Origin of the sequence: Pseudoalteromonas sp. 13-15 (genome assembly GCF_001468205.2) — a bacterium.
Taxonomy (GTDB): Bacteria; Pseudomonadota; Gammaproteobacteria; order Enterobacterales; family Alteromonadaceae; genus Pseudoalteromonas; species Pseudoalteromonas marina.
The window spans coordinates 2417481-2437439 of record NZ_CP019162.1 but is presented as its reverse complement, the minus strand read 5'-3'; the positions used below and the strand labels follow the sequence as shown (position 1 = coordinate 2437439).

The following is a 19959-nucleotide window of genomic DNA, read 5'->3' as shown; positions in this document are numbered from 1 at the left end:
ACACACTGTCACCGTAATTTAGCAAACCACACAATTGCTAGCGCGGTACCACACAGCACACACGCACAATATGGAGAATGACATGAGAGCTAAAAAGTCTATCTTAAGCTTGGCTGTCTCGTTAGCAATGACAACTGGTTTAGCTGTTAGCGCGCAAGTTAATGCTGCGCAAGAACAAGTAAATCAAACGCAAGCGGAACAAGAACAGCAAAATAATAAAAACGATTCATTTGAAAAAATAGTGGTGACATCGCAAAAGCGCACGCAAAGCTTAAACGAAGTGCCGGTTGCCGTATCGGTGCTAAATAGCGATCAAATTAATTCAGCGTTTGCTAATAATATGGAAGGTTTACAATCGCTTGTGCCGTCTGTGAGCTTTAGAAAAGGCACCACAACCCGTAACTCGGCGCTCACCGTGCGTGGTATTGGTACAATTTCATTTAGTATTGCTGCCGAGCCAAGTGTGGCAACGGTTGTTGATGGCGTAGTACTTGGCCGCTCTGGTCAAGCTTTTGCTGATTTATATGATGTAGACCGTATTGAAGTACTGCGCGGCCCACAAGGCACACTATTTGGTAAAAATGCCTCGGCTGGTGTGGTAAATATCACAACAAAAGATCCGTCTTACGACACTACCGGCAGTATAGAAACCTCGTTTTATCAAGACAACGAATACCGCTTTAAAGGCGTTGTAAGTGGCGGCCTAAGCGACGACTTAGCAGCAAGCTTAACCGTATTTAAAGGTAAGTTTGATGGTTACATAGATAACGTATATAACAACGAAAAAGTAAACGGCTACGACCGTGAAGGTGCGCGTGCTGTATTTAAATACGAACCAACCGACGACCTAAACGTTAAATTTATTGCAGAATACTACAACGCCGATGACGACTGTTGTGCCGATTTAGAAGCCTTACCAAGTGGCCGTAATCCTGATTCAAAAGCGGCGCCAAACAGTAACGGTATTGTTGATGGCGTTGCTGACATAGACCTAGATCAGCGTAAAGTTGACCACGACTATGAGTCGCGCACAATAGATAAACACAGCGCGTTTTCAGTACAAGTTGATAAAACCATTGGCGACCACACGTATACGTCAATTACTGCACAGCGCTCGTGGGATAACACCGAGTTTCGTGAAGGTGATTTTACCTCTATTGCCGGCGACAGCAATCAACCCGTATTTGGTGTGCCATTTCAGTTACATGATATTGGTGAGCAACAATGGGATCAGTTTTCACAAGAGTTTCGTGTAACGTCTAACCTAAGTGGGGCATTTAACTACGTGGCTGGTTTATTTTACTGGAACATGGACTCACAACGTAACTTTACTCGCGATGCCAGTTGCCAAAATAACGCAGGCCAGTTAGATAGCGCCATGGCGTTTTACGCGCAAAATAACTTGTCGGGTGCAGAGCTAGACGCAGCGCTTGCCGACTTAGATGGCTACGCACAGGGCTTAGGCGTTAGCTGTAATGCGAACGACATTGTGTCGGCTACTGCATACATGAGTACAGAGTTTAATAACTGGGCAGCCTTTGCCGATGGTACTTATGAGTTATCTGACGATTTAACTATGCTATTTGGCCTGCGTTATACCGATGACGAAGTATCGTATACGCACCGCCGTGTCAGCAATGATGTATATGGCCGTCGTGGTGTAGGTGTACGCCCTGCAACGTTAAATACCGACGAATCAGGCAGTGCAGAAGAAACTAACGTATCGGGCCGTTTAGGTATGCAATACGATTTAGGCGATGGCCAAATGGTATACGGTACTTACTCGCAAGGTTACAAAGGGCCTGGCTTTAATATTTACTACAACTTTAACCCTGACAACGACGGCCGTGAAATAGCGCCGGAAGAGTCTGACGCGTTTGAACTTGGCTATAAGTATGCAAGCAGCGACTTTGTGTTTAACTTTGCAGTATTTAAAACCGAAATTGAAGGCTTCCAAGCAAACAACTTTGATTGTTCAGACGGCACCTGTATTACCCGCTTAACAAACGCAGGCGACGTAAGCACACAAGGTGCAGAAGTTGACTTTATGTGGGCCGCAACCGATGCACTTACGATAACCGGTGGTATTGCTTATATTAAAGCCGAAATTGATGAATTTAATTGTCCGCCAGAAGTGGCCGCAGGCTCGTGTACTGACCGCTCAGGGCTAGATGTTCCATTTTCGCCAGACTTAAAGTACTCATTAAGCGCTGACTACTTTATTGAAACCGAACACGGCTTTAACGTGCACGTAAATGGCTCGTACATATACACTGACGAGCAATACTCTGACCTACCTAATAATGTAGGCGAGTTTAACCCAGCAGCCTTATTACCAGATTACGGTATTTTAAATGCAAGCGTAGGTTTATCGTTTAAAGACGATGCCTTTAGAGTATCGCTTATTGCTAAAAACCTAACAGACGAAAGCTATGCAACAACCTACAGTGGCGATAATTTCCGTTACCAAATACCGCGTGATGCAGAGCGCTACTTTGGGGTGTCGTTTAAGGCGCGCTTTTAATAGTTAAAAATTTTTCCCTTGTATAACAACAAGCGTAGCGTTAAACCGCTGCGCTTTTTTGTGTCTTATTTTTGTAAATCTTTGGTCACTTTTTCTTCATTAAAACGTCCTTTATTAGTCATAAGTATTTTCTATAGTGCAGCGGTTACTTATTTGAGGTTTTAGCTTCAAGCAAAAATAACCACTACATAATGGGAATAATAAAGGATGAAAATTAAAAAAGTCGCTGCGGCGGTTGGGCTAACATTTATGTTAAGCGCTGCAAGTCATGCCAATGTATTACCACAAAGCCAAACAGACAATAACTGGTATACAAACGCACAAACTACGTTAGCTACTAAAAATACTCAGGCACAAAGTGCGCAAGTTACAAAAGCAAAAAACGTAATTTTATTTGTGGGTGATGGCATGGGTATTTCTACCCTAACGGCAGCACGTATTTTAAAAGGCCAACGAGCAGGCAACCCAGGTGAAGAAGGCTATTTAAGCTTTGAAGAGTTCCCGTATTCTGCGCAAGTTAAAACGTATAACGTAGATGCGCAAACGCCGGATTCTGCAGGCACAATGACCGCAATGATCTCAGGTGTTAAAACTGATGTAGGCGTAATTGGTGTAGACGAAGACATTGAGCGCGGTGTGTGTTCAACTGTATCGGGTAACGAGCTTTTAACTGCAACAGAACTAGCTGAAATTAAAGGCCTTGCAACCGGTGTTATTTCAACAGCGCGTATTACACATGCAACGCCAGCGGCCACGTATGCTAAATCGGCAGACCGTAACTGGGAAGACATTTCAGATATGCCAGAAGGGTCAGAAGCCTGTGAAGATATTGCATCTCAACTAGTTAACTTTGAAAAAAACCTCGAAGCGCGCTTTTTAGGTACCGACGTAGACGGTCTTGATTTTGTAATGGGCGGCGGTCGTCGTCACTTTTTACCAAAAGATGCAGCGGCTAATTCAAGCGATGCGACAAGCGCCGTTGAAGGCGATCGTACCGATGAGCGTAACCTTGTCACTGAGTGGCAAACACAATATCCAAATGCAACATACGTTATGGACCAAGCAGGGTTTGATGCTATTGCCGATGACGCTACGAAAGTATTTGGCTTATTTAACGAATCGCACATGCAATACGAAGCTGACCGAGCAAACGACGTAGCAGGCGAGCCGTCACTTAGTGAAATGACCACAAAAGCAATCGACGTGCTGGGTAAAAATGACAATGGCTTTTTCTTAACGGTTGAGTCGGGCCGTATTGACCATGCGCACCACGCAGGCAATGCTTACAACGCACTTAACGACACCATTGAATTTGCCAATGCAGTTCAAGCAGCAATCGATAATACCAACCCAGAAGAAACCCTTATTTTAGTGACTGCCGATCACAGCCACGTATTTACTATTGCTGGTTACCCTAAGCGCGGTAACCCAATTTTAGGCCAAGTAGTGGCCGTAGGCCAAACAGCGCCAAGCCTTGCTGCCGATGACATGCCATACACTACAGTAGGTTATGCAAATGGTTTAGGTTTTAGAGACCTAGGTGATGAAACAAACGCTGATGCAACCTACTTAAGCGGCCCAGTAGCTGGGCGCGTTGAGTTAAATGGTGTTGATACAACAACCCCAGGTTTTCACCAAGAAACAACCGTACCACTCGGTTCTGAAACACATGCCGGTGAAGATATTTCACTGCATGCTAAAGGTCCAGGTGCACAACTTGCTCAAGGCGTTATTGAGCAAAACGTTGTATTTCATCTAATTAACCAAGCTCTTGAATTAACTCAGCAATAATGGCGGCGAACATGAAAAAATTAACAGTACTTTCTTTAGCAGTAATGGTCGCGCTAGCGGGTTGTTCAAGTGATGACGATAAAAGTGATAACAACATTATCGCAGTAGACAACGCCATAGCCGTGGGCTCAGCGCAATGTATTAATGGCGGTGTAGAAACCCAAGTGGGCGTAGATACAAACGAAAATGGCGAACTCGATAGCGACGAAGTTAACTCATCTAACCTAGTGTGTAATGCGCCGGCAACGTCGCTAACTACAGAGCAATTAGCTAACCTTACAGGTAATGCTTGGTATAGCGACGCGCAAACAAAGTTATCAGCAACGCAGCAAGCTAATACCGAAGCGGTTACAGAGTCGGGCAAGGCGAAAAATGTTATTTTATTTGTAGGCGACGGTATGGGTATTTCTACCGTTACGGCTGCACGTATTTTAGCGGGTCAGCTTGAAGGCGGCATGGGTGAAGACTACCAACTTAGTTTTGAAACCATGCCTTACTCAGGCTTTGTTAAAACGTACAACGTAGATGCACAAACACCTGATTCAGCAGGCACAATGACGGCAATGGTGTCAGGTGTTAAAACTGATGTTGGCGTAATCGGTGTAGACGAAGACATTGAGCGCGGTGTTTGTTCAACCGTTGCAGGTAATGAGCTGGTCACCTCGCTTGAGCTTGCTGAAATAGCAGGTAAAGCAACAGGCCTTATTTCAACGGCACGTATTACTCACGCAACACCCGCGGCAACGTATGCGAAGTCGGCTGATCGTAACTGGGAAGATAACTCTGATATGCCAGCAGGTTCAGACGCATGTGAAGACATTGCATCGCAACTTGTTAACTTTGAAGCTAACCTAGAAGCACGCTTTGCGGGCATTGATGTAGATGGTATTGACGTAGTAATGGGTGGCGGTCGTCGTCACTTTTTACCAAAAGATGCCGCGGCTAATTCAAGCGATGCAATCAGCGCAGTTGAAGGGGATCGTACCGATGGGCGTAACTTAGTAACCGAGTGGCAAGCTACTTACCCTAATGGCAACTACGTAATGGACCAAACAGGGTTTGATGCAATTAGCGACGATGCTACAAAGGTGTTTGGTTTATTTAACGAATCTCACATGCAATACGAAGCTGACCGTGCAAACGATGTAGCGGGCGAGCCTTCGCTTTCACAAATGACTGAAAAAGCAATCAACGTGCTTAACAACAACGAAAACGGCTTTTTCTTATCGGTAGAGGCCGGGCGAATAGATCACGCACACCACGCAGGCAATGCATACAACGCGCTTAACGACACCATTGAATTTGCTAAAGCCGTTAAAGCCGCTATGGACAGCACTAACCCAGAAGAAACGCTGATTGTGGTGACTGCCGATCACAGCCATGTATTTACTATTGCAGGCTACCCAAAACGTGGTAACCCAATATTAGGTAAAGTGGTTGCAGTTGGCCAAACCGAGCCAAGCCTTGCAGCAGACGACATGCCATATACTACCGTAGGTTACACCAATGGTTTAGGCTACAGAGACTTAGGCGATGAAACCAATGCCGACGCTTCTTACTTAGCTGCACCGGTTACAGGGCGTGTTGATTTAACAAATGTTGATACAACCACACCGGGCTTTCACCAAGAGTCGTTAGTACCACTTAGTTCAGAAACCCACGCGGGTGAAGATGTAGGTGTTTACGCAATGGGCCCAGGTGCACATTTAGTAACAGGCACAAACGAGCAAAGCTTTTTATTCCATGTAATGGACTTTGCCGCAGACCTAGTTAAAACAGCCGATGAAACAGTGGCTCAGTAAATAGAGCCCATTAAAAGCCCGTATTATTTTGCGGGCTTTTTTATGTCATAAAAATGCCATTGTTAGTGGTTATGTTATGGCAATAACAGTGATGTTAAATATAGAGAGCACCATGAAAACAGCATTATCATTACTCGCAACCATGTTGGTTGCCACACTAACAAGCGCCAGCGCAGTTGCCACTCAGTGCAACCTAAATAGCCAGTATTTAAAAGCCGAATACACAATTACCAACACCCACAAAAATAAGCAAAGTAGCAAGGTACTTACACTTTGGCGTAATAACCAGCAAGTCGCACATCAAAGCGATGTTACTACTGAGCTGTGGCAACATTTAGCTAATAAACAAATTCGTCCAATACGTTATTTTAATGCCCAACAACGCGGTATTGAGTATCAGCCATCGGAAGTGCGCGGCGTACAAAATTGGAGTGCTAAAAATCAGCTGGTGGATAATCACTTAATTAAAAAAATGACCCTTACAAAAACGCAAGGCACAGGCTGTGATGAGGTAAAAAACTACACTTACCAAGAGGGTGAAAATACCTACACACTTGCTTTTTATAGCCAAACCCAGCTTGTTAAATCTTTTAGTGTAAACAACACAAAAAACCAAACAATCACGTTACTAAGCTTAAATAACGTAAGCTATAACAAGCAGCAAGTTACTTCGCAATTTGCGCAGTGGGACCGCTTTCAAACTACTGACTACGCCGACATTGGCGATAACGAAAACGATCCGTTTTTAGCAAAAATGATAAACCTAGGTTTTATAGAGCACGGTGCAACAGGGTTTTACAACCAGCAAGGTGAAGCGATTCAAGGTGGGCACCACCACTAGGTTTTAGCTGGACTTTAGCGACAAAGGCTCCGTCATATGGCGTAAAACGAGCTTGCTGTATTTAGATTAAATTTAATTTACTTTAAATCAGCAAGCTATAGTGGGCGACTAACCGCCCTGTAAAATAAAGTGCATTTAAAATACTCCTGCCCAAATAAGGCCTCGAATAATCGGCTCTTCTTGTAAATAAGTAGCCACTTACAGTCAAATATTTTTAGTTGGCAATAACTTACGCTATTTGATATTAATAGAAGTCCACTCAATAGGGACGTTTGCAAAAATGCCTCTTAACAAAGCTGTTATATTGGACTTAAATGCGAGCACTTTTAGTTATATGTTTTTTCTGGGCTAACTCATTATTCGCCTGCGGTGATGATGAACTAGGTCAACTCGCATCTTTTGCAATAAATGAAGACTATAGCGTAGGTAACGTTACAGGCTATAATGTATATGTAACTGAAATGTTTAATAATTATTATTTAACGTCATTTACTCTAGTGATAAAAGATACTTTTTTAGGAGACTTAAACTTTACTGAAGCTAATAGTTATAAAGGTTATTACAAAGCTTTTTTTCAAGTTAATCCTGAAAAATTAGATTTACTAAATATAGTACTCGGTTACTCAACAACACAGGACAAAAAAGGAATTGTGATGTGTGGTGAAAGAATACAGTTAAATTTAAAAGAGTTGCTCAGAGCAAATCGGCCAGAAGCGATCATAGCAATACCACCGCCGTTAAAATAAAAATTATGTTCTTTTTTACAACGTCGCTCAGAAAGTTTGAAGTAGCTTGGTTGAGTTCTTTACGGCGCTTTAATTGTTCGCAATGTTTAAACAAAGTTAGGAGTTACTTTTAATGAGAAAGCACGTATTTAGTCTTTTATTTATCTTATTACTAGCCGGGTGTGATTTTGAAGTACCTGGAGCCGATGAAAGGTTTGGTACGCAAAACTTTGTATCTGCTATTTCTCTCATTGAACTACATAAAACCCGCAATGGCGCATATCCAAATACTTTAGCCGAACTGGATTTTTTAGGTGATTGGGATGGTATTTGGTTGTCCGCTGTTAAATATGAAAAAAATGATGACGGCTACAATTTATACCTTGAGAGAGGATGGGCTGGTAAGCCCTCATTAGAGTTTCCTGAGAGATTCAAGCAAGGTTTAGGTATTAAAGAAACCAATATTAAATGGGTAAAAAACTAATTACCAAAGCTTAAACAGTTGCTTATAAGGAGTTTGCATCGAATATGCGCATTATGAATTTTATTGAAAAAGCTAATAAGGTATTACTATTTATTGCTGCGTTAGTTGTAATTTTTGCTATTGGTAAGAGCCTTATTAGTGATCTTTTTAAAAGTGGCTATTCTGCGCCTAAGGTTCAGGTGATAGAACATAGTGCAGCCCTTGATGAAGAACCAAAGTTACAAAAAAATTATATTGGTCAAATCAAAGATGTTCACATTTTAGAAATCACATCTGACAAAATAGTAAATCAAAAACCTTACAGCGCTAATGCTGAGATTATTGTTTCCTCAGCACTGAGTTTGAGTCGTAATGCAGTAAATTTAATGTTTACTAAAGCTGGCGAAAAAAACAAAGTGTTATTCAAAAATAACGTATTAATTGTAGGCTTTTCTCCGGTTCAATTAAAAGAAACCAGTTACCAAAGCGTTCTAAGTAAAAACATCTACTCCGTTGTACGAAACGACACGAATAAAAATGGCTTTTTAAATAGTGATGACCAAAAAGAGTTGTTAGTTTCTGAATACGACGGCTCTGGCTTGAAATCCATTATGGATAATATTGAGGGCTATCAGTTAATTAGTAATAATACGGCCTTAATTTATACCAAGCCGGAGAGTGAAACACTTTATTATATTTTTGATGTACTATCAGGTGAGTTAGTTAAGCTTGATACGCGCTTGTAGTTAGTAATTAACTTAAACACAAAACCTAATTGTGCGCTGAAAGGCGTTTTATATGGACATGACAATGCTCAAATCTATTACTGTTACTAAAAAGAATTATACCGACTACGCTGATTTTATAATAAAAAAGTTGTGTGCGCCTAAAGATAATAAAGGTCTAGGGTTTATAAAAAATGTGATTGCATGGTTTGTGCTAACCGTTGTTTTTATGACTTTTTTTCAGGTTGAGTCTGTTCGCCTTTCTGACTTTCATTGGCCAAGTGGATTAATTGTAGCAGTGCCATTTTTAATATTGATTGTTGTATTTTTATACAACAATCATAAGATAAAAAAGCAATCAATCCCCAATGAAAATGGCGTAATGATTGGCAATAAAACAATTGAGTTTCAAGCTGATGGTATTTGCGAAACTAATCATCTAGGACGTTACTTTTATAAATGGCAAGCCGTTGAAGCAATAGAAGAAAATAAAGGCGACTTATATATATTTGTAGACAAGCTATTGGCTTTAATAATTCCGGCTAGTGCTTTTACAAGCGAAGCCGAAAAAGAAGAACTAAAAGCTTTAATTAAAGCCTATATCTAGTAATGTATTACTTTATGAATACTTACAAAGCTTTAGCGCTTATTTTAATGCTTATACCTATTTCATCAATGGGAAGTGAAAAACAAGCTAACACTACCGATGAACAACACGATAAGTATCTTGAGCATAGAGCTGCTTGGGAGAAAATGCTAAAAGAGCGCTATGACAAAGAGTTAAAGCACAACCCACCAAAACCGCCTTGGATTAAATTTCCAGATTACCACCCAAGCGAAATTTTTTGGAGAATGGGTGATGGCGAAAGCTACATAAATGACTATGTTTTTACTTATTTTAAGTACGCTTCTAAAGCTGAAATAAATGCTTATAAGATTAAATATCCAGAACCCGCAGATTGGCGAGGAACATATAAGCGCTTTGAACACTAGCTAAAGTACGGCTATGTTTTTAGGTAACTTATTTGAGGGCGGTATTTATTAAAAGTGCTATTAACTCAGGCTAATAGCACATATCAATTTTTAGACACTACTCCAAATGAGAATCATCAGGCTTTTTAGGTTTATCAGCGAGTTCTGTTAGGCCGTCTTCACAGTCGCCGCTGTCACAGGTATTTAAATCGCTTTGTGCTTGCCTGTCTTGTTGTAATACTTGCTTTAAATCTTCCATACGTTGGCGAACGGCTACGCCGTAGCTGGCATCGTCGCCCCACAGTTCAGCAAGTTGCACAACCGCAGCGCGATCGTGTTCTCTAAACAGCTTACCGGCGCGCTCGGCGTCTTGCTTGTTGTTTCCAAGTAGCTCGAGTGCTTCTACGGCTAAATTAATAGCTGAGTCGACGGTTTCTCGGTTAAAGGCATCTACTTTTAAATTAAGCAATTTGTAAGCGTGGCGACGGTCTATTGCGCGGGCAACAATTTTTAATTGTGGGTAGTTTTTGTGGGCAAGCTCAATTATTTCAATGGTTTTGTCTGGGTCATCAATGGCAACAACCAGCATTTGTGCGGTATGAGCGCCTGCAGCTTCAAGGAGTTCTTGGCGGGCGGCGTCACCATAAAATACGGTATTACCAAAGCGGCGTAGTAATTCTATTTGGCTTGGGCTGTGATCGAGTACTGTTATTTCGTAGCCTTGGGCGTGTAATAAACGGCCCATAATTTGTCCAAACCGTCCGTAGCCCGCAATAATAACGTGTTTAGCTGTGCTAATTTGCTCTGGCTTGTCGAACTCTGGCGCACTGATATGGCTGCGCTTTTCGAGTTGTTCGTACATCATTAACAACAGCGGCGCTACTAACATGGATACGGCGACGACCAGGGTCACTAAGCTTGTTTGTTCTGGTGTTAAAATGGCCAGTGTTGTGGTTACGCTTAATAATACAAAGGCAAATTCGCCGCCTTGTGCAAGGGCTAATGCAAATAGTAAGCGCTGTTTTTTACTGATGTTAAAGGTAATGGCAAGGGCATATAAAATACAGGCTTTTACCACAATAAGTAATGCAACAAGTGCGATAACAGTTGAAAACTCACTAGCCAATAACTCAAAGTTAATAGAGGCACCTACGGTTATAAAAAATAACCCTAAAAGTAGGCCTTTAAAGGGCTCTATATCGGCTTCGAGCTCATGCCTAAATTCACTTTCGGCAAGGACTACCCCTGCTAAAAACGTTCCTAATGCTGGTGAAAGCCCAATACTTTGCATAACAAGAGCAATAGCCACCACTAAAAATAGCGCAAAAATAGTGAATATTTCACGCATGTGAGTTTTAGCTATGTATCTAAATAATGGGGCTGATACGTATTTACCACCGGCAATAATGGCTGCGATCACGCCTACCGATACAGCAACTTGTTGCCATACTGGCCAGTTGGCAATAATAGAATGGCTGATTTCTTTAGAGCTACTTGGTGGAGCAAAGGCAAGTAATGGCAGCAGTGCCAAAATAGGAATAATGGCAATGTCTTGAAATAATAAAACTGAGAATGCATTTTGGCCGGCTTCGCGTTTTAGCCAGCCTTTTTCTTCAAGGCTTTGCAGTACAATAGCGGTTGACGATAACGCGAGCATTAAACCAATTGCGAGTGCGGTTTGCCAAGGCATGGTAAAAAACCAAAAGCAAAACGCAAAAATAACGGCGGCAGTTAGCACGACTTGCAGGCCACCGAGCCCTAAAATAGAGTGGCGAAGCTTCCATAAGCGGGAAGGTTGCAGTTCAAGGCCAACTAAAAATAGCATCATTACTACGCCAAATTCGGCGAAATGCATTACATCGGTTTGATCGCCCACTACCCCTAATGCATAGGGGCCAATGAGTATGCCGGCAATTAAGTAACCCAGTACCGAGCCAAGGCCCACTCGCTTGGCGATAGGCACCGCCACAATAGCCGCAGCTAAGTATATTAACGCTATTTCTAACACATGCTTACCTTATTAAAGTTTAGATAATTAGCATGGCTTAGGTACGTTTAAAATACAACGGCTTATGTGGCTCAATGTTGTTATTTATTGTGTGCGTTTTAAAAACGCACACAACAAGGCTAAATATTACATATGTTTATAATAGCTGATCTTGGATCGTCAGACGCTGAATAAAAAATAGTAATAGGCCAATTATAAGTGTTCTCAACGTTGCTTTCGGTTACCGTCACCTCAAATTTAGCAGTTGCTGGTAGGTCTATAAGCAGTTCGCTATCTAGGTAGGTGCTTCCTGATTTTTGCAAAACGAGTGCCTGAGTTTGGTTAAATTGATATTCAAAACGTGCAGAGGCTAGCAGTGTTTCGGTCATGTTAAAGTTTACGTTAATGGTATCTGGCCCGGTAAACTCAGGACATACAAATACGGTAACCTCCACGCTTTGAAATACGGGTAAACTGTTTTGTTCTAGGTCTATCGTAAAGTTATTTTGGGTAATTGCGGGAGAGTTATAGATGGCATTAGCAAGGCGCGGATCGTTGCTGGTTATAGTAATGTTTTCACCTTCAGCTAAGTTAAGTGTTTCGTTAAACTGACCTGCGCTATTTGTGGTGTACGGCACATTGTTAATTGTGAGTTTGGCATTACTAATTGCGGTTCGTTGCACGTTGGTAATTTGCCCTTTTATGTTGCCCGTTATTTGCGATGAATTAGTAGCTGTAACCGAAAACTGAGTAATGGCTTGGTAGTTGTCAGCATCAGTTACCGTGAAAGTTAAGATATAGTTACCAGTTAGATCGGGTGTTAATTCGGTTATGTTTTGGTTGGTGCTACTTAAACTAGCAGATGAACCTGTTGGTGTAGAGAGCTCCCATTCATAGCTAAGCGCGGTGCCCTCTGGATCATAGCTTTGGCTTGCATCAAAGTTAACGGTGCTACCAACGGTGCTGTAGCGAGCTTTATCACCGGTATGAATAATAACGGGCTTGGCGTTTTGTGTAACATTAATAGTGAGTGTTTGCGTGTCTGAAAACTGCTCGCCATCATTGGTTTTAAGTGAAACAACAACTTGCCCTTCTGCTGGCGCGCTAAGCGTGGGGGCTGAGCTACTTGTACTGCTTAATACAGCTTGATTTGACGACGAAACTATTTTCCAATGGTAACTTAAAACTGCGCCTTCGGGGTCGTAACTGGCTGAGGCATCTAAAGTAACTTGCTCATTAACACTAATTGAAGACTTGTAACTTACTAGAGTAACTGGTTTTTTATTATCCTTTGTATGCAGCACCGAGGTTACTTGTGGTGAGCTGAGTTCACCGTCAGATACAACTAGGGTAACAACGTAATCGCCTTCAACATCAGCAGTAAGCGAAGGGGTAGCCGATGTGCTTTGCTGTAATTGCGCAGTGCTACTTTCAGGTTTTGCTTGCAGTTGCCAGTTGTAAATTAGAGGGTCGCTATCGGGGTCGCTACATTGTAGGCATTGTAGGGTAGTTAATGTATTTAAGATTATATCAGCTTGCTCTGCAAGAACGGCAATAGGCGCTTTGTTTTCGGTGGTAACGCTTAAGGTTACTTGCGCGGTATCACTTAGATTACCTTCATCGGTTACGCTTAGGGAGATTATGTACTCACCCAATTCATTCGATGCAAAGCCTGCATTTTTGGCAATTGCATTAGATAAGCTTGGGTCGCTGTTCTCAGGCTTAGAGGTTATTGCCCATTGATAACTTAGCGTGTCGTTTGTATCTGGATCGGTACTTTGTTCACCATTTAGCGTTACGAGTTGGTTGGGTGAAAGTGTAATGTTTTGAACCGAAATCACGGCATTTGGCGCAGAATTTACAGTAAGCTGCTCACTTTTTATAAGTACGTTACTGCTGGCAGTATCGCCAACTGAGTTAGTAATAGTTAATTTAACGCTATACTCGCCTACTTTATCGGCAATAAATTGGCTGTTAACTCGGGTGCTGTTTTCAAGCTGTGTGGTGCTTGATGTCGGTTTGTTGGTAAATTGCCATTGGTAGCTATTAATTACCGCATTAGTCGCGGTGCTTTGTGCTGCTGTTAATTTAACTACATCACCTTGTTTTACGGTTTGTGTGCTGCCTGCGTTTGCAATGAGCTGTGCGTTTGAGGTAACGGTAATTTGTTTGCTTACTACAGAGCTTGAAATTTTACCGTCGCTTACTACAAGTTCTAACGTGTAGTCTTGCGCCTGCGATACCGAAAATTCAACAGTGCGTTGGTTGTTGGTATTAAGCGATATGTTTTGTTGATTACCTGTGCTACTGAGTTGCCACTGGTACGTGAGTGTATCGCCGTCAGGATCGCTACTATTTTCTGCACTAAAAATAATGGGTGTATTGATTTTATATTCTGATTGTTCAGTACTTATAACAGCCACGGGTTGCGCATTTGTGCTGACAGGAGGAGTGACTTGTTTTGTGTCAGAACTACCTGAGCCACAAGCAGCCAATGTAAACAAAGTGGGTAATATAATTAAAAGTGTCCGTTTCATATTAATATCCTTATAAAGTTGATATTAATATGTACCCAAAATAGATATAAATCAAAAAATAAAAACAAACTTTTGTAGTTACTGTTAGGCGCTATGCAGTTATTTGGGTTTTAGTTGCTGATTTAGTTAAATAAACGCATTTACTATGTGTCAAAAAATTAATCAAAAATCCGCTTAAGTGACCGTATTACTGTTATGGTATCGTTTATATAACGGGCCGTATTTTTATTACAGGAATAACCTTTCTTTTATGATTTCGCTAAATAATGTGTTTTTTACACGCCAAGATGGTGGCACAAAACGACAAATAATTAATGATTTATCGTTAACTATTTTACCCGCTGCACACATTGCTTTACTGGGTGATAGTGGCTCGGGCAAAACAACATTATTAAATTTATTAGCCGGTTTACTGTCTCCTGATGCAGGAACTATTACGGTTAATGAGCAAAAAATTAGTGAATTGAGTGCCAGTGAGCTTGCGCTTTATAGGCGTAAAATAGGGATTATTTTTCAGCATTACCAATTACTCAGCCCGTTAAATGTAAAAGACAACATGTGCTTTCAAGCAAGGCTTAATGGGTTATCGCCGAGCGACGATGAAGTAAATACAATGGCTAAAAAACTGGGTTTAGAAGGCAAGCTTACAGCGATGCCTGAACAGCTATCGGGTGGTGAGCAGCAACGAGTAGGAATAGGCCGTGCGCTATTAAATAAGCCCAAGCTACTATTGGCTGATGAACCGACCGGCAACCTTGATGCCGCTCGCTCACTCGATATCGTTACGCTATTAAAAAGCTTGTGTGAAGAAGAGCAAATAATACTAATTATGGTCACTCATAGTCAGCAATTGGCTAATCAATTTACTACGCAACTATTTTTAAAAGATGGCCAAATTAATGGCTGAGCTTAAACTTATATTAATAACGTATATGCAGTTTTATCGCCGTCATGTAGGGCTGTTATTACTGTTTTTTATTGGTTTTAGTTTAGGTGCGGCGTTACTTACTGCAATACAAGGTTTAAACCTGGAGGCCGGTAAGCGCTACCAACAAACCACAGCACTAATTGCAAACCCCGTGACGCATTTTATACGCCCTGTATTAGGTGAAAACAGGTTGCCCAACAGTATGTGGTCGCGCATTAGGGCCGCTGGTTTTACGCAGGTTCAACCCGTTTTAGAAGGTGTAATTGAAACCGATAAGCAGCAAAAGCTCGCACTTAGAGGTGTCAATTTATTGCAATGGCTTACACAAAATACCGACAGCTCAGCACCAGCATCAACAGCAAACAATAGTTACTCCGGTTTTGAACAGCTACTAAATACTGTTTATATCGATCCTAAATTAATGCAGCGGTTAAATTTAAAAAACAGCCGTATTAATATAAAAATGGGCGATGCCACCCGCACTTTAACGGTAAGTGAACTGCAAGGTTTAGGCATGACCATGCTGGTGGACATTAGCCTTGCTGATAAATTACTGCGCGCAAATGGGATGATAAGTTACTTTGAAGTAAGTGGTTTAAATAGTAAACAAGCAGCTAAGTTAAACGCGTTGCTAGGCGAGCAAGCACGCCTTGAAGCTGCGCAAGAACAAGCTTTTGACGCGCTATCGGAGGCGTTTTTCTTTAATTTACAAGCGCTGGCATTGTTGGGTTATGTGGTAGGTGCGTTTTTAAGCTTTAACGCAATTAAACTGGCATACAATGCGCGCGCTCACTTACAGCAGCAAATGTGGGTGTTGGGGTGTCAACGGTCGGCGTTAATTAAGGCGCTGGCTATTGAATTAACGTTACTTAGTTTGTTTGCGGCTGTGTTAGGTGCGATATTAGGCGCGGCACTAGCAAACGCCTTGGTTATGGATGTATCGGCCACTCTTCGAGGGCTTTACCAACTAGATAGAAGCTTTGTAGTAAACCTTGATAGCAGCATGGTTGCCAGTGGCTTTACACTTAATATTTTTGTTTTGTTAGGATTTTTAGCCAGCCAGTCGGCTCGATTAAGTACTGTTTTAGCGCGTATTAAATGGCCAATGTTAATGCTCGCCATTGCAGCAACCAGTTATTTAGCGCTAACGGCAAATACCAAAATGGGCGCCTTGTTGCTGTGTGTTTGTGTGCTACTGCTCTTTTTTGTGGTTACGCCACCGATAGTTAAAGCTGTATTTAAGCTGCCATGGCCCACACAAAACCCGATTATTCAGTGGTTAAAAGCCGATAGCATAGTGCAATTACCTGCATTATTGAGCTCAGTACTCGCCATTTTAATGGCGATGGGTGCCGCTGTAGGTATGCAAATTATGGTTGGCAGTTTTAGCGACACCTTAGATACACACCTTGAAAAACGCCTAAGCGCCGATTTGTACGTAAGGCCCGATCAAAACATTCAAGCATTAGGAACTAAACTGACTGAACTCCCTGAAGTTGAAAAGGTGGGCGTATATTGGTCAGCTAACAGTGAGCTTAAAACACCTAAAACCATGGTTGCTGTTGATGTTATGGCATTTGGTGCAACGGCCAGTTACAACCAACATCTTACTTTGTTAAACAATAAAGCACCTACATCTACAGTATTTGAAAAAAACAAAAATGGGATTGTGGGTTGCTTAGTGAATGAACCCGCCTTGCTGCAGTACTCGCTTACAGTCGGTGACGTAATAACCCTAAGGCAGCATATTAATACACTAACGTGCCAAGTACGCGCTGCCTATTTTGATTACGGCGAGCAAGGGTTAAATGTGGTAGTCACTACAACAGCACTATTAAATAGCAGCTTAAGTTACACCGAGTATGGTTTATCGCTTTGGCTAAAGCCCAATAGCGACGTAGACGCCATAGCCGACTATATTCAAAAAAAGCACCAATTAGATAGCCAACAAGTCATTGCCAATCAGCAGTTTAAGCGCTTTGCTAAGCAGTTATTTGGTAAAACTTTTTATGTTACTCAGGCGCTTAATATATTTATTATGCTGATTGCATTATTTGGTATGTGGGTAAGCTTTTTAACCCTGGGGCGGGGGCAATTGCAGCCTATGGCAGTATTACAAACGCTGGGTGTGACTCAACTGCAATTATTGGGTGCAAAAATATTGCAAGCCGCACTTATTATTTTAACCACCTTGTTATTGGCTATACCTTTGGGGCTTTGCCTTGGGTGGGTATTATTAACTTACGTAATGCCCATTGCCTTTGGCTGGACCATGGCCATGACCGTTAATTGGCTGCAATTAGGTGGTTTTACTGTGCTTATATTTATTTTAGCCTTATTTGTGAGTGCGTTACCGCTAATAAAATTAACGCGAAGCGCAGTTGCCGATAATGTCGCCAAGTTATAGGACTTACATGAATAGACTAAAAGCAGCCGTTATCTTTGTTTTTATTGGCACATTAAGCGCGTGCCAGCCAGAAGTAGAGCAAATAAGTAAAAATAAACCAATGCATAGCGGATTTGCACAGCAATTTGGTGAACCTGTAAATAAACACCAAGGGCTGAGCTTTCCACGCGACCATGGGGCGCATCATCAGCAAGGTATTGAATGGTGGTATGTTACTGCTAATTTAAAGGCAGATAATGGCGACACCTTTGGTGTGCAATGGACTTTATTTCGGCTCTCTGTTGATGATAAAAACACTGCAACTGAAACGTCGCCATGGTGGAACGGGCAGCTGTATTTTGCTCACTTTGCAATACAATCAGATACCCAGCACCATGCGTTTGAAAAGTATGGTCGCTCGGGGCAAGTTAATATTACTGCGCAGCCATTTGAGGCTCGCTTAGATGATTGGCAGTTAGCAAGTAAAGAGGCAGCATTTTTACCGCTTAACTTGAAGGCGCAGCAGGAAAATTACAGCGCTAATTTGGTGCTGGCTAATAGCCCACTTGTAAAACATGGCGAGCAAGGTTACAGCCAAAAAACGCATCAGGGGCATGCCTCTTATTATTACAGTTATCCGTTTTTACAAGCCAAAGGCAACATTACATTTGCGGGTGAAACGTATCAAGTAACCGGAGATGCTTGGTTAGACAGAGAGTGGTCTTCGGCGTTAATCGATCCGAGCCAAAATGGGTGGGACTGGTTTAGCATTCAGGCTGATGATAAAAAGCAGGGTGGTTTGATGGCATTTTGTATTCGTAATGGCCAACAAAGTTATGATTACTGCAGTGCATCGCACATTACGCAAAGTGGAATTGTGCGCGCTATTGCAAATAATGACGTGACCTTACAGGTATTAAAAACATCTGAGCTTACAACCCAAACGGCGCAAACAACGCCAAGTAATAAATCCTACCCTATTAAATGGCAGCTTAATGTTGAGGGGTTTGAGCCTATAACCATTGAAGCGCGTAACCCCGATTCACGTAATCAATTGAGTATTCCCTACTGGGAGGGGCGAATTAAAACCCAAGGTGGTTTTAAAGGTAAAGGTTATGCAGAGTTAGTTGGCTATTAGTGGGTTATAAAGTTTTTAAAAAGAAATGCACTTAAGCGCATGCTAAGTGCATTTTATTATTTAAAGCTTGATACACCTGATCTTATTGGTTGTATTTTACAGGGCCGTTCACATTATCAATGCTTACATCGCCCGAGCCTGCTTCAGTAATAGTCAATGATTTTGCATGATTAACACGAATACTGCCCGAACCATCTTCAATGGTAACGTTTGCATCAACATGCTCAATGGTTAAGTCGCCCGAGTTATCTTCAACGTCTACAGCGCCATTAATATGTTGTATTGCTATGCTGCCCGAACCGTCTTCAACGGTTAATGTACCGCGCACATTATTTACACTCATATCGCCTGAGCCATCATCAATATTTGCATTGCCATTCACGTTATTAATAGTAATGCTACCTGAGCCATCGTTAAGCTCTAGGTTGCCGGCAATGCTTTGAAGCGAAATATCGCCCGAGCCATCGTCTATGTTTAGGTTTTTAGCGCCATTGATTGATAAGCTGCCAGAGCCATCTTTTACATCAATATTATTTGTCATGGCATTAATAGTTATATCGCCCGAGCCATCATCAATATCTAGCTTAAGGTTGTTAGGGACTGTGACCACTAAATTAATGCTTGGCGATTGACCGCTGTAAAAGCTAATTCCATTATTACTTGTATTTTGGGCAACAAGCTTTGCTTTAGTTCCACTCTGATCGAGTGTGAGTTCGTATTCATCGTCAATATCGGCTGTGTAAATAGTGGCGTCAACATTAATACTGGTTGCTGTTGATGAGCCCATTATTTTAAGTGAACCTGCACCGCTTAATACGTCTAGGTATTCAAGGTTATTGCTAGGTAATGTAAGTTGTTGTGTTTGTTTTACCGATGCAACGCTTGGCGAAATATGAAACACGCAGCCACTTAATAATAAAATACCGCTAATTAGCGAAAGTGGTTTAGCAATGGTAGATACAGTTGATGAGCTCATGGTTAGTCCTTTTAATGTGACGTTATTTGTTAATATAACAAGACTAGAGCAATAATGGGGCCTAAATTTAAATGTTTGTTTTATAATGAATTTAGTTTTTTGCTAAAAATTAAAAGACTAATTAGTGGTTAAAATTACTAACTATTAATAAAAAGGATGCATAG

At 41.6% G+C, this 19959-nt stretch carries 14 protein-coding genes and 1 pseudogene; 12 read left to right on the top strand and 3 right to left on the bottom strand.

The features are described from left to right. Nucleotides 1-82 precede the first annotated feature (82 nt). From ATS72_RS11260 to ATS72_RS11220, 9 genes are all read left to right on the top strand, one after another. Complete coding sequence (locus ATS72_RS11260) at nucleotides 83-2524, top strand: TonB-dependent receptor (RefSeq protein ID WP_058430035.1); 2442 nt, start codon at nucleotides 83-85, stop codon at nucleotides 2522-2524. Between the two features lie 207 nt (nucleotides 2525-2731). Beyond that, a complete protein-coding gene (locus ATS72_RS11255) occupies nucleotides 2732-4315 on the top strand; it encodes an alkaline phosphatase (protein ID WP_058430036.1) in 1584 nt (527 codons plus the stop codon). Between the two features lie 11 nt (nucleotides 4316-4326). After that, nucleotides 4327-6117, top strand: coding sequence for an alkaline phosphatase (locus ATS72_RS11250; protein ID WP_006792538.1), 1791 nt, complete (start codon nucleotides 4327-4329; stop codon nucleotides 6115-6117). A gap of 112 nt (nucleotides 6118-6229) precedes the next feature. Beyond that, nucleotides 6230-6958 (top strand): hypothetical protein, encoded by a 729-nt coding sequence (locus ATS72_RS11245; RefSeq protein WP_058430093.1) that lies wholly within the window; start codon nucleotides 6230-6232, stop codon nucleotides 6956-6958. Between the two features lie 314 nt (nucleotides 6959-7272). Next, nucleotides 7273-7704: a hypothetical protein gene (locus ATS72_RS11240; protein WP_058430037.1), complete on the top strand. Its 432-nt coding sequence runs from the start codon at nucleotides 7273-7275 to the stop codon at nucleotides 7702-7704. Between the two features lie 112 nt (nucleotides 7705-7816). Further along, nucleotides 7817-8167: a hypothetical protein gene (locus ATS72_RS11235; RefSeq protein ID WP_058430038.1), complete on the top strand. Its 351-nt coding sequence runs from the start codon at nucleotides 7817-7819 to the stop codon at nucleotides 8165-8167. 53 nt (nucleotides 8168-8220) lie between these two features. Continuing rightward, the gene (locus tag ATS72_RS11230) at nucleotides 8221-8892 is read left to right on the top strand and encodes a hypothetical protein (RefSeq protein WP_235591565.1); all 672 of its coding nucleotides are present in this window, start codon (nucleotides 8221-8223) and stop codon (nucleotides 8890-8892) included. Between the two features lie 52 nt (nucleotides 8893-8944). Then, on the top strand, nucleotides 8945-9478 hold the full coding sequence (locus ATS72_RS11225) for a YcxB family protein (RefSeq protein ID WP_235591564.1): 534 nt from the start codon (nucleotides 8945-8947) through the stop codon (nucleotides 9476-9478). Between the two features lie 14 nt (nucleotides 9479-9492). Then, nucleotides 9493-9864 carry a hypothetical protein gene (locus tag ATS72_RS11220; RefSeq protein ID WP_058430095.1) on the top strand — a complete coding sequence of 124 codons (372 nt, stop codon included), beginning with the start codon at nucleotides 9493-9495 and terminating at the stop codon, nucleotides 9862-9864. Nucleotides 9865-9961: 97 nt separating this feature from the next. On the opposite strand, the gene ATS72_RS11215 is transcribed toward ATS72_RS11220, so the two are convergent. After that, nucleotides 9962-11851, bottom strand: coding sequence for a monovalent cation:proton antiporter-2 (CPA2) family protein (locus ATS72_RS11215; RefSeq protein WP_058430039.1), 1890 nt, complete (start codon nucleotides 11849-11851; stop codon nucleotides 9962-9964). Between the two features lie 119 nt (nucleotides 11852-11970). After that, the gene (locus ATS72_RS11210) at nucleotides 11971-14367 is read right to left on the bottom strand and encodes a PKD domain-containing protein (RefSeq protein ID WP_058430040.1); all 2397 of its coding nucleotides are present in this window, start codon (nucleotides 14365-14367) and stop codon (nucleotides 11971-11973) included. 349 nt (nucleotides 14368-14716) lie between these two features. Between ATS72_RS11210 and ATS72_RS11205 the strand changes: the two are divergent. From ATS72_RS11205 to ATS72_RS11195, 3 genes and pseudogenes are all read left to right on the top strand, one after another. Beyond that, a pseudogene (locus ATS72_RS11205) lies at nucleotides 14717-15274 on the top strand (ABC transporter ATP-binding protein); the annotation flags it as partial. Then, nucleotides 15267-17702: an FtsX-like permease family protein gene (locus ATS72_RS11200; protein ID WP_058430042.1), complete on the top strand. Its 2436-nt coding sequence runs from the start codon at nucleotides 15267-15269 to the stop codon at nucleotides 17700-17702. The pseudogene ATS72_RS11205 and the gene ATS72_RS11200, both read left to right, overlap by 8 nt. A 7-nt stretch (nucleotides 17703-17709) precedes the next feature. Further along, entirely contained in the window at nucleotides 17710-18819 is a 1110-nt protein-coding gene (locus ATS72_RS11195; RefSeq protein WP_058430043.1) for a lipocalin-like domain-containing protein, read from the top strand. An 82-nt stretch (nucleotides 18820-18901) separates the two neighbouring features. Here ATS72_RS11195 and ATS72_RS11190 read toward each other — a convergent pair whose 3' ends face one another. Next, nucleotides 18902-19795, bottom strand: a complete 894-nt coding sequence (locus tag ATS72_RS11190) for a hypothetical protein (protein ID WP_058430044.1) — start codon at nucleotides 19793-19795, stop codon at nucleotides 18902-18904. Nucleotides 19796-19959 lie beyond the last annotated feature (164 nt).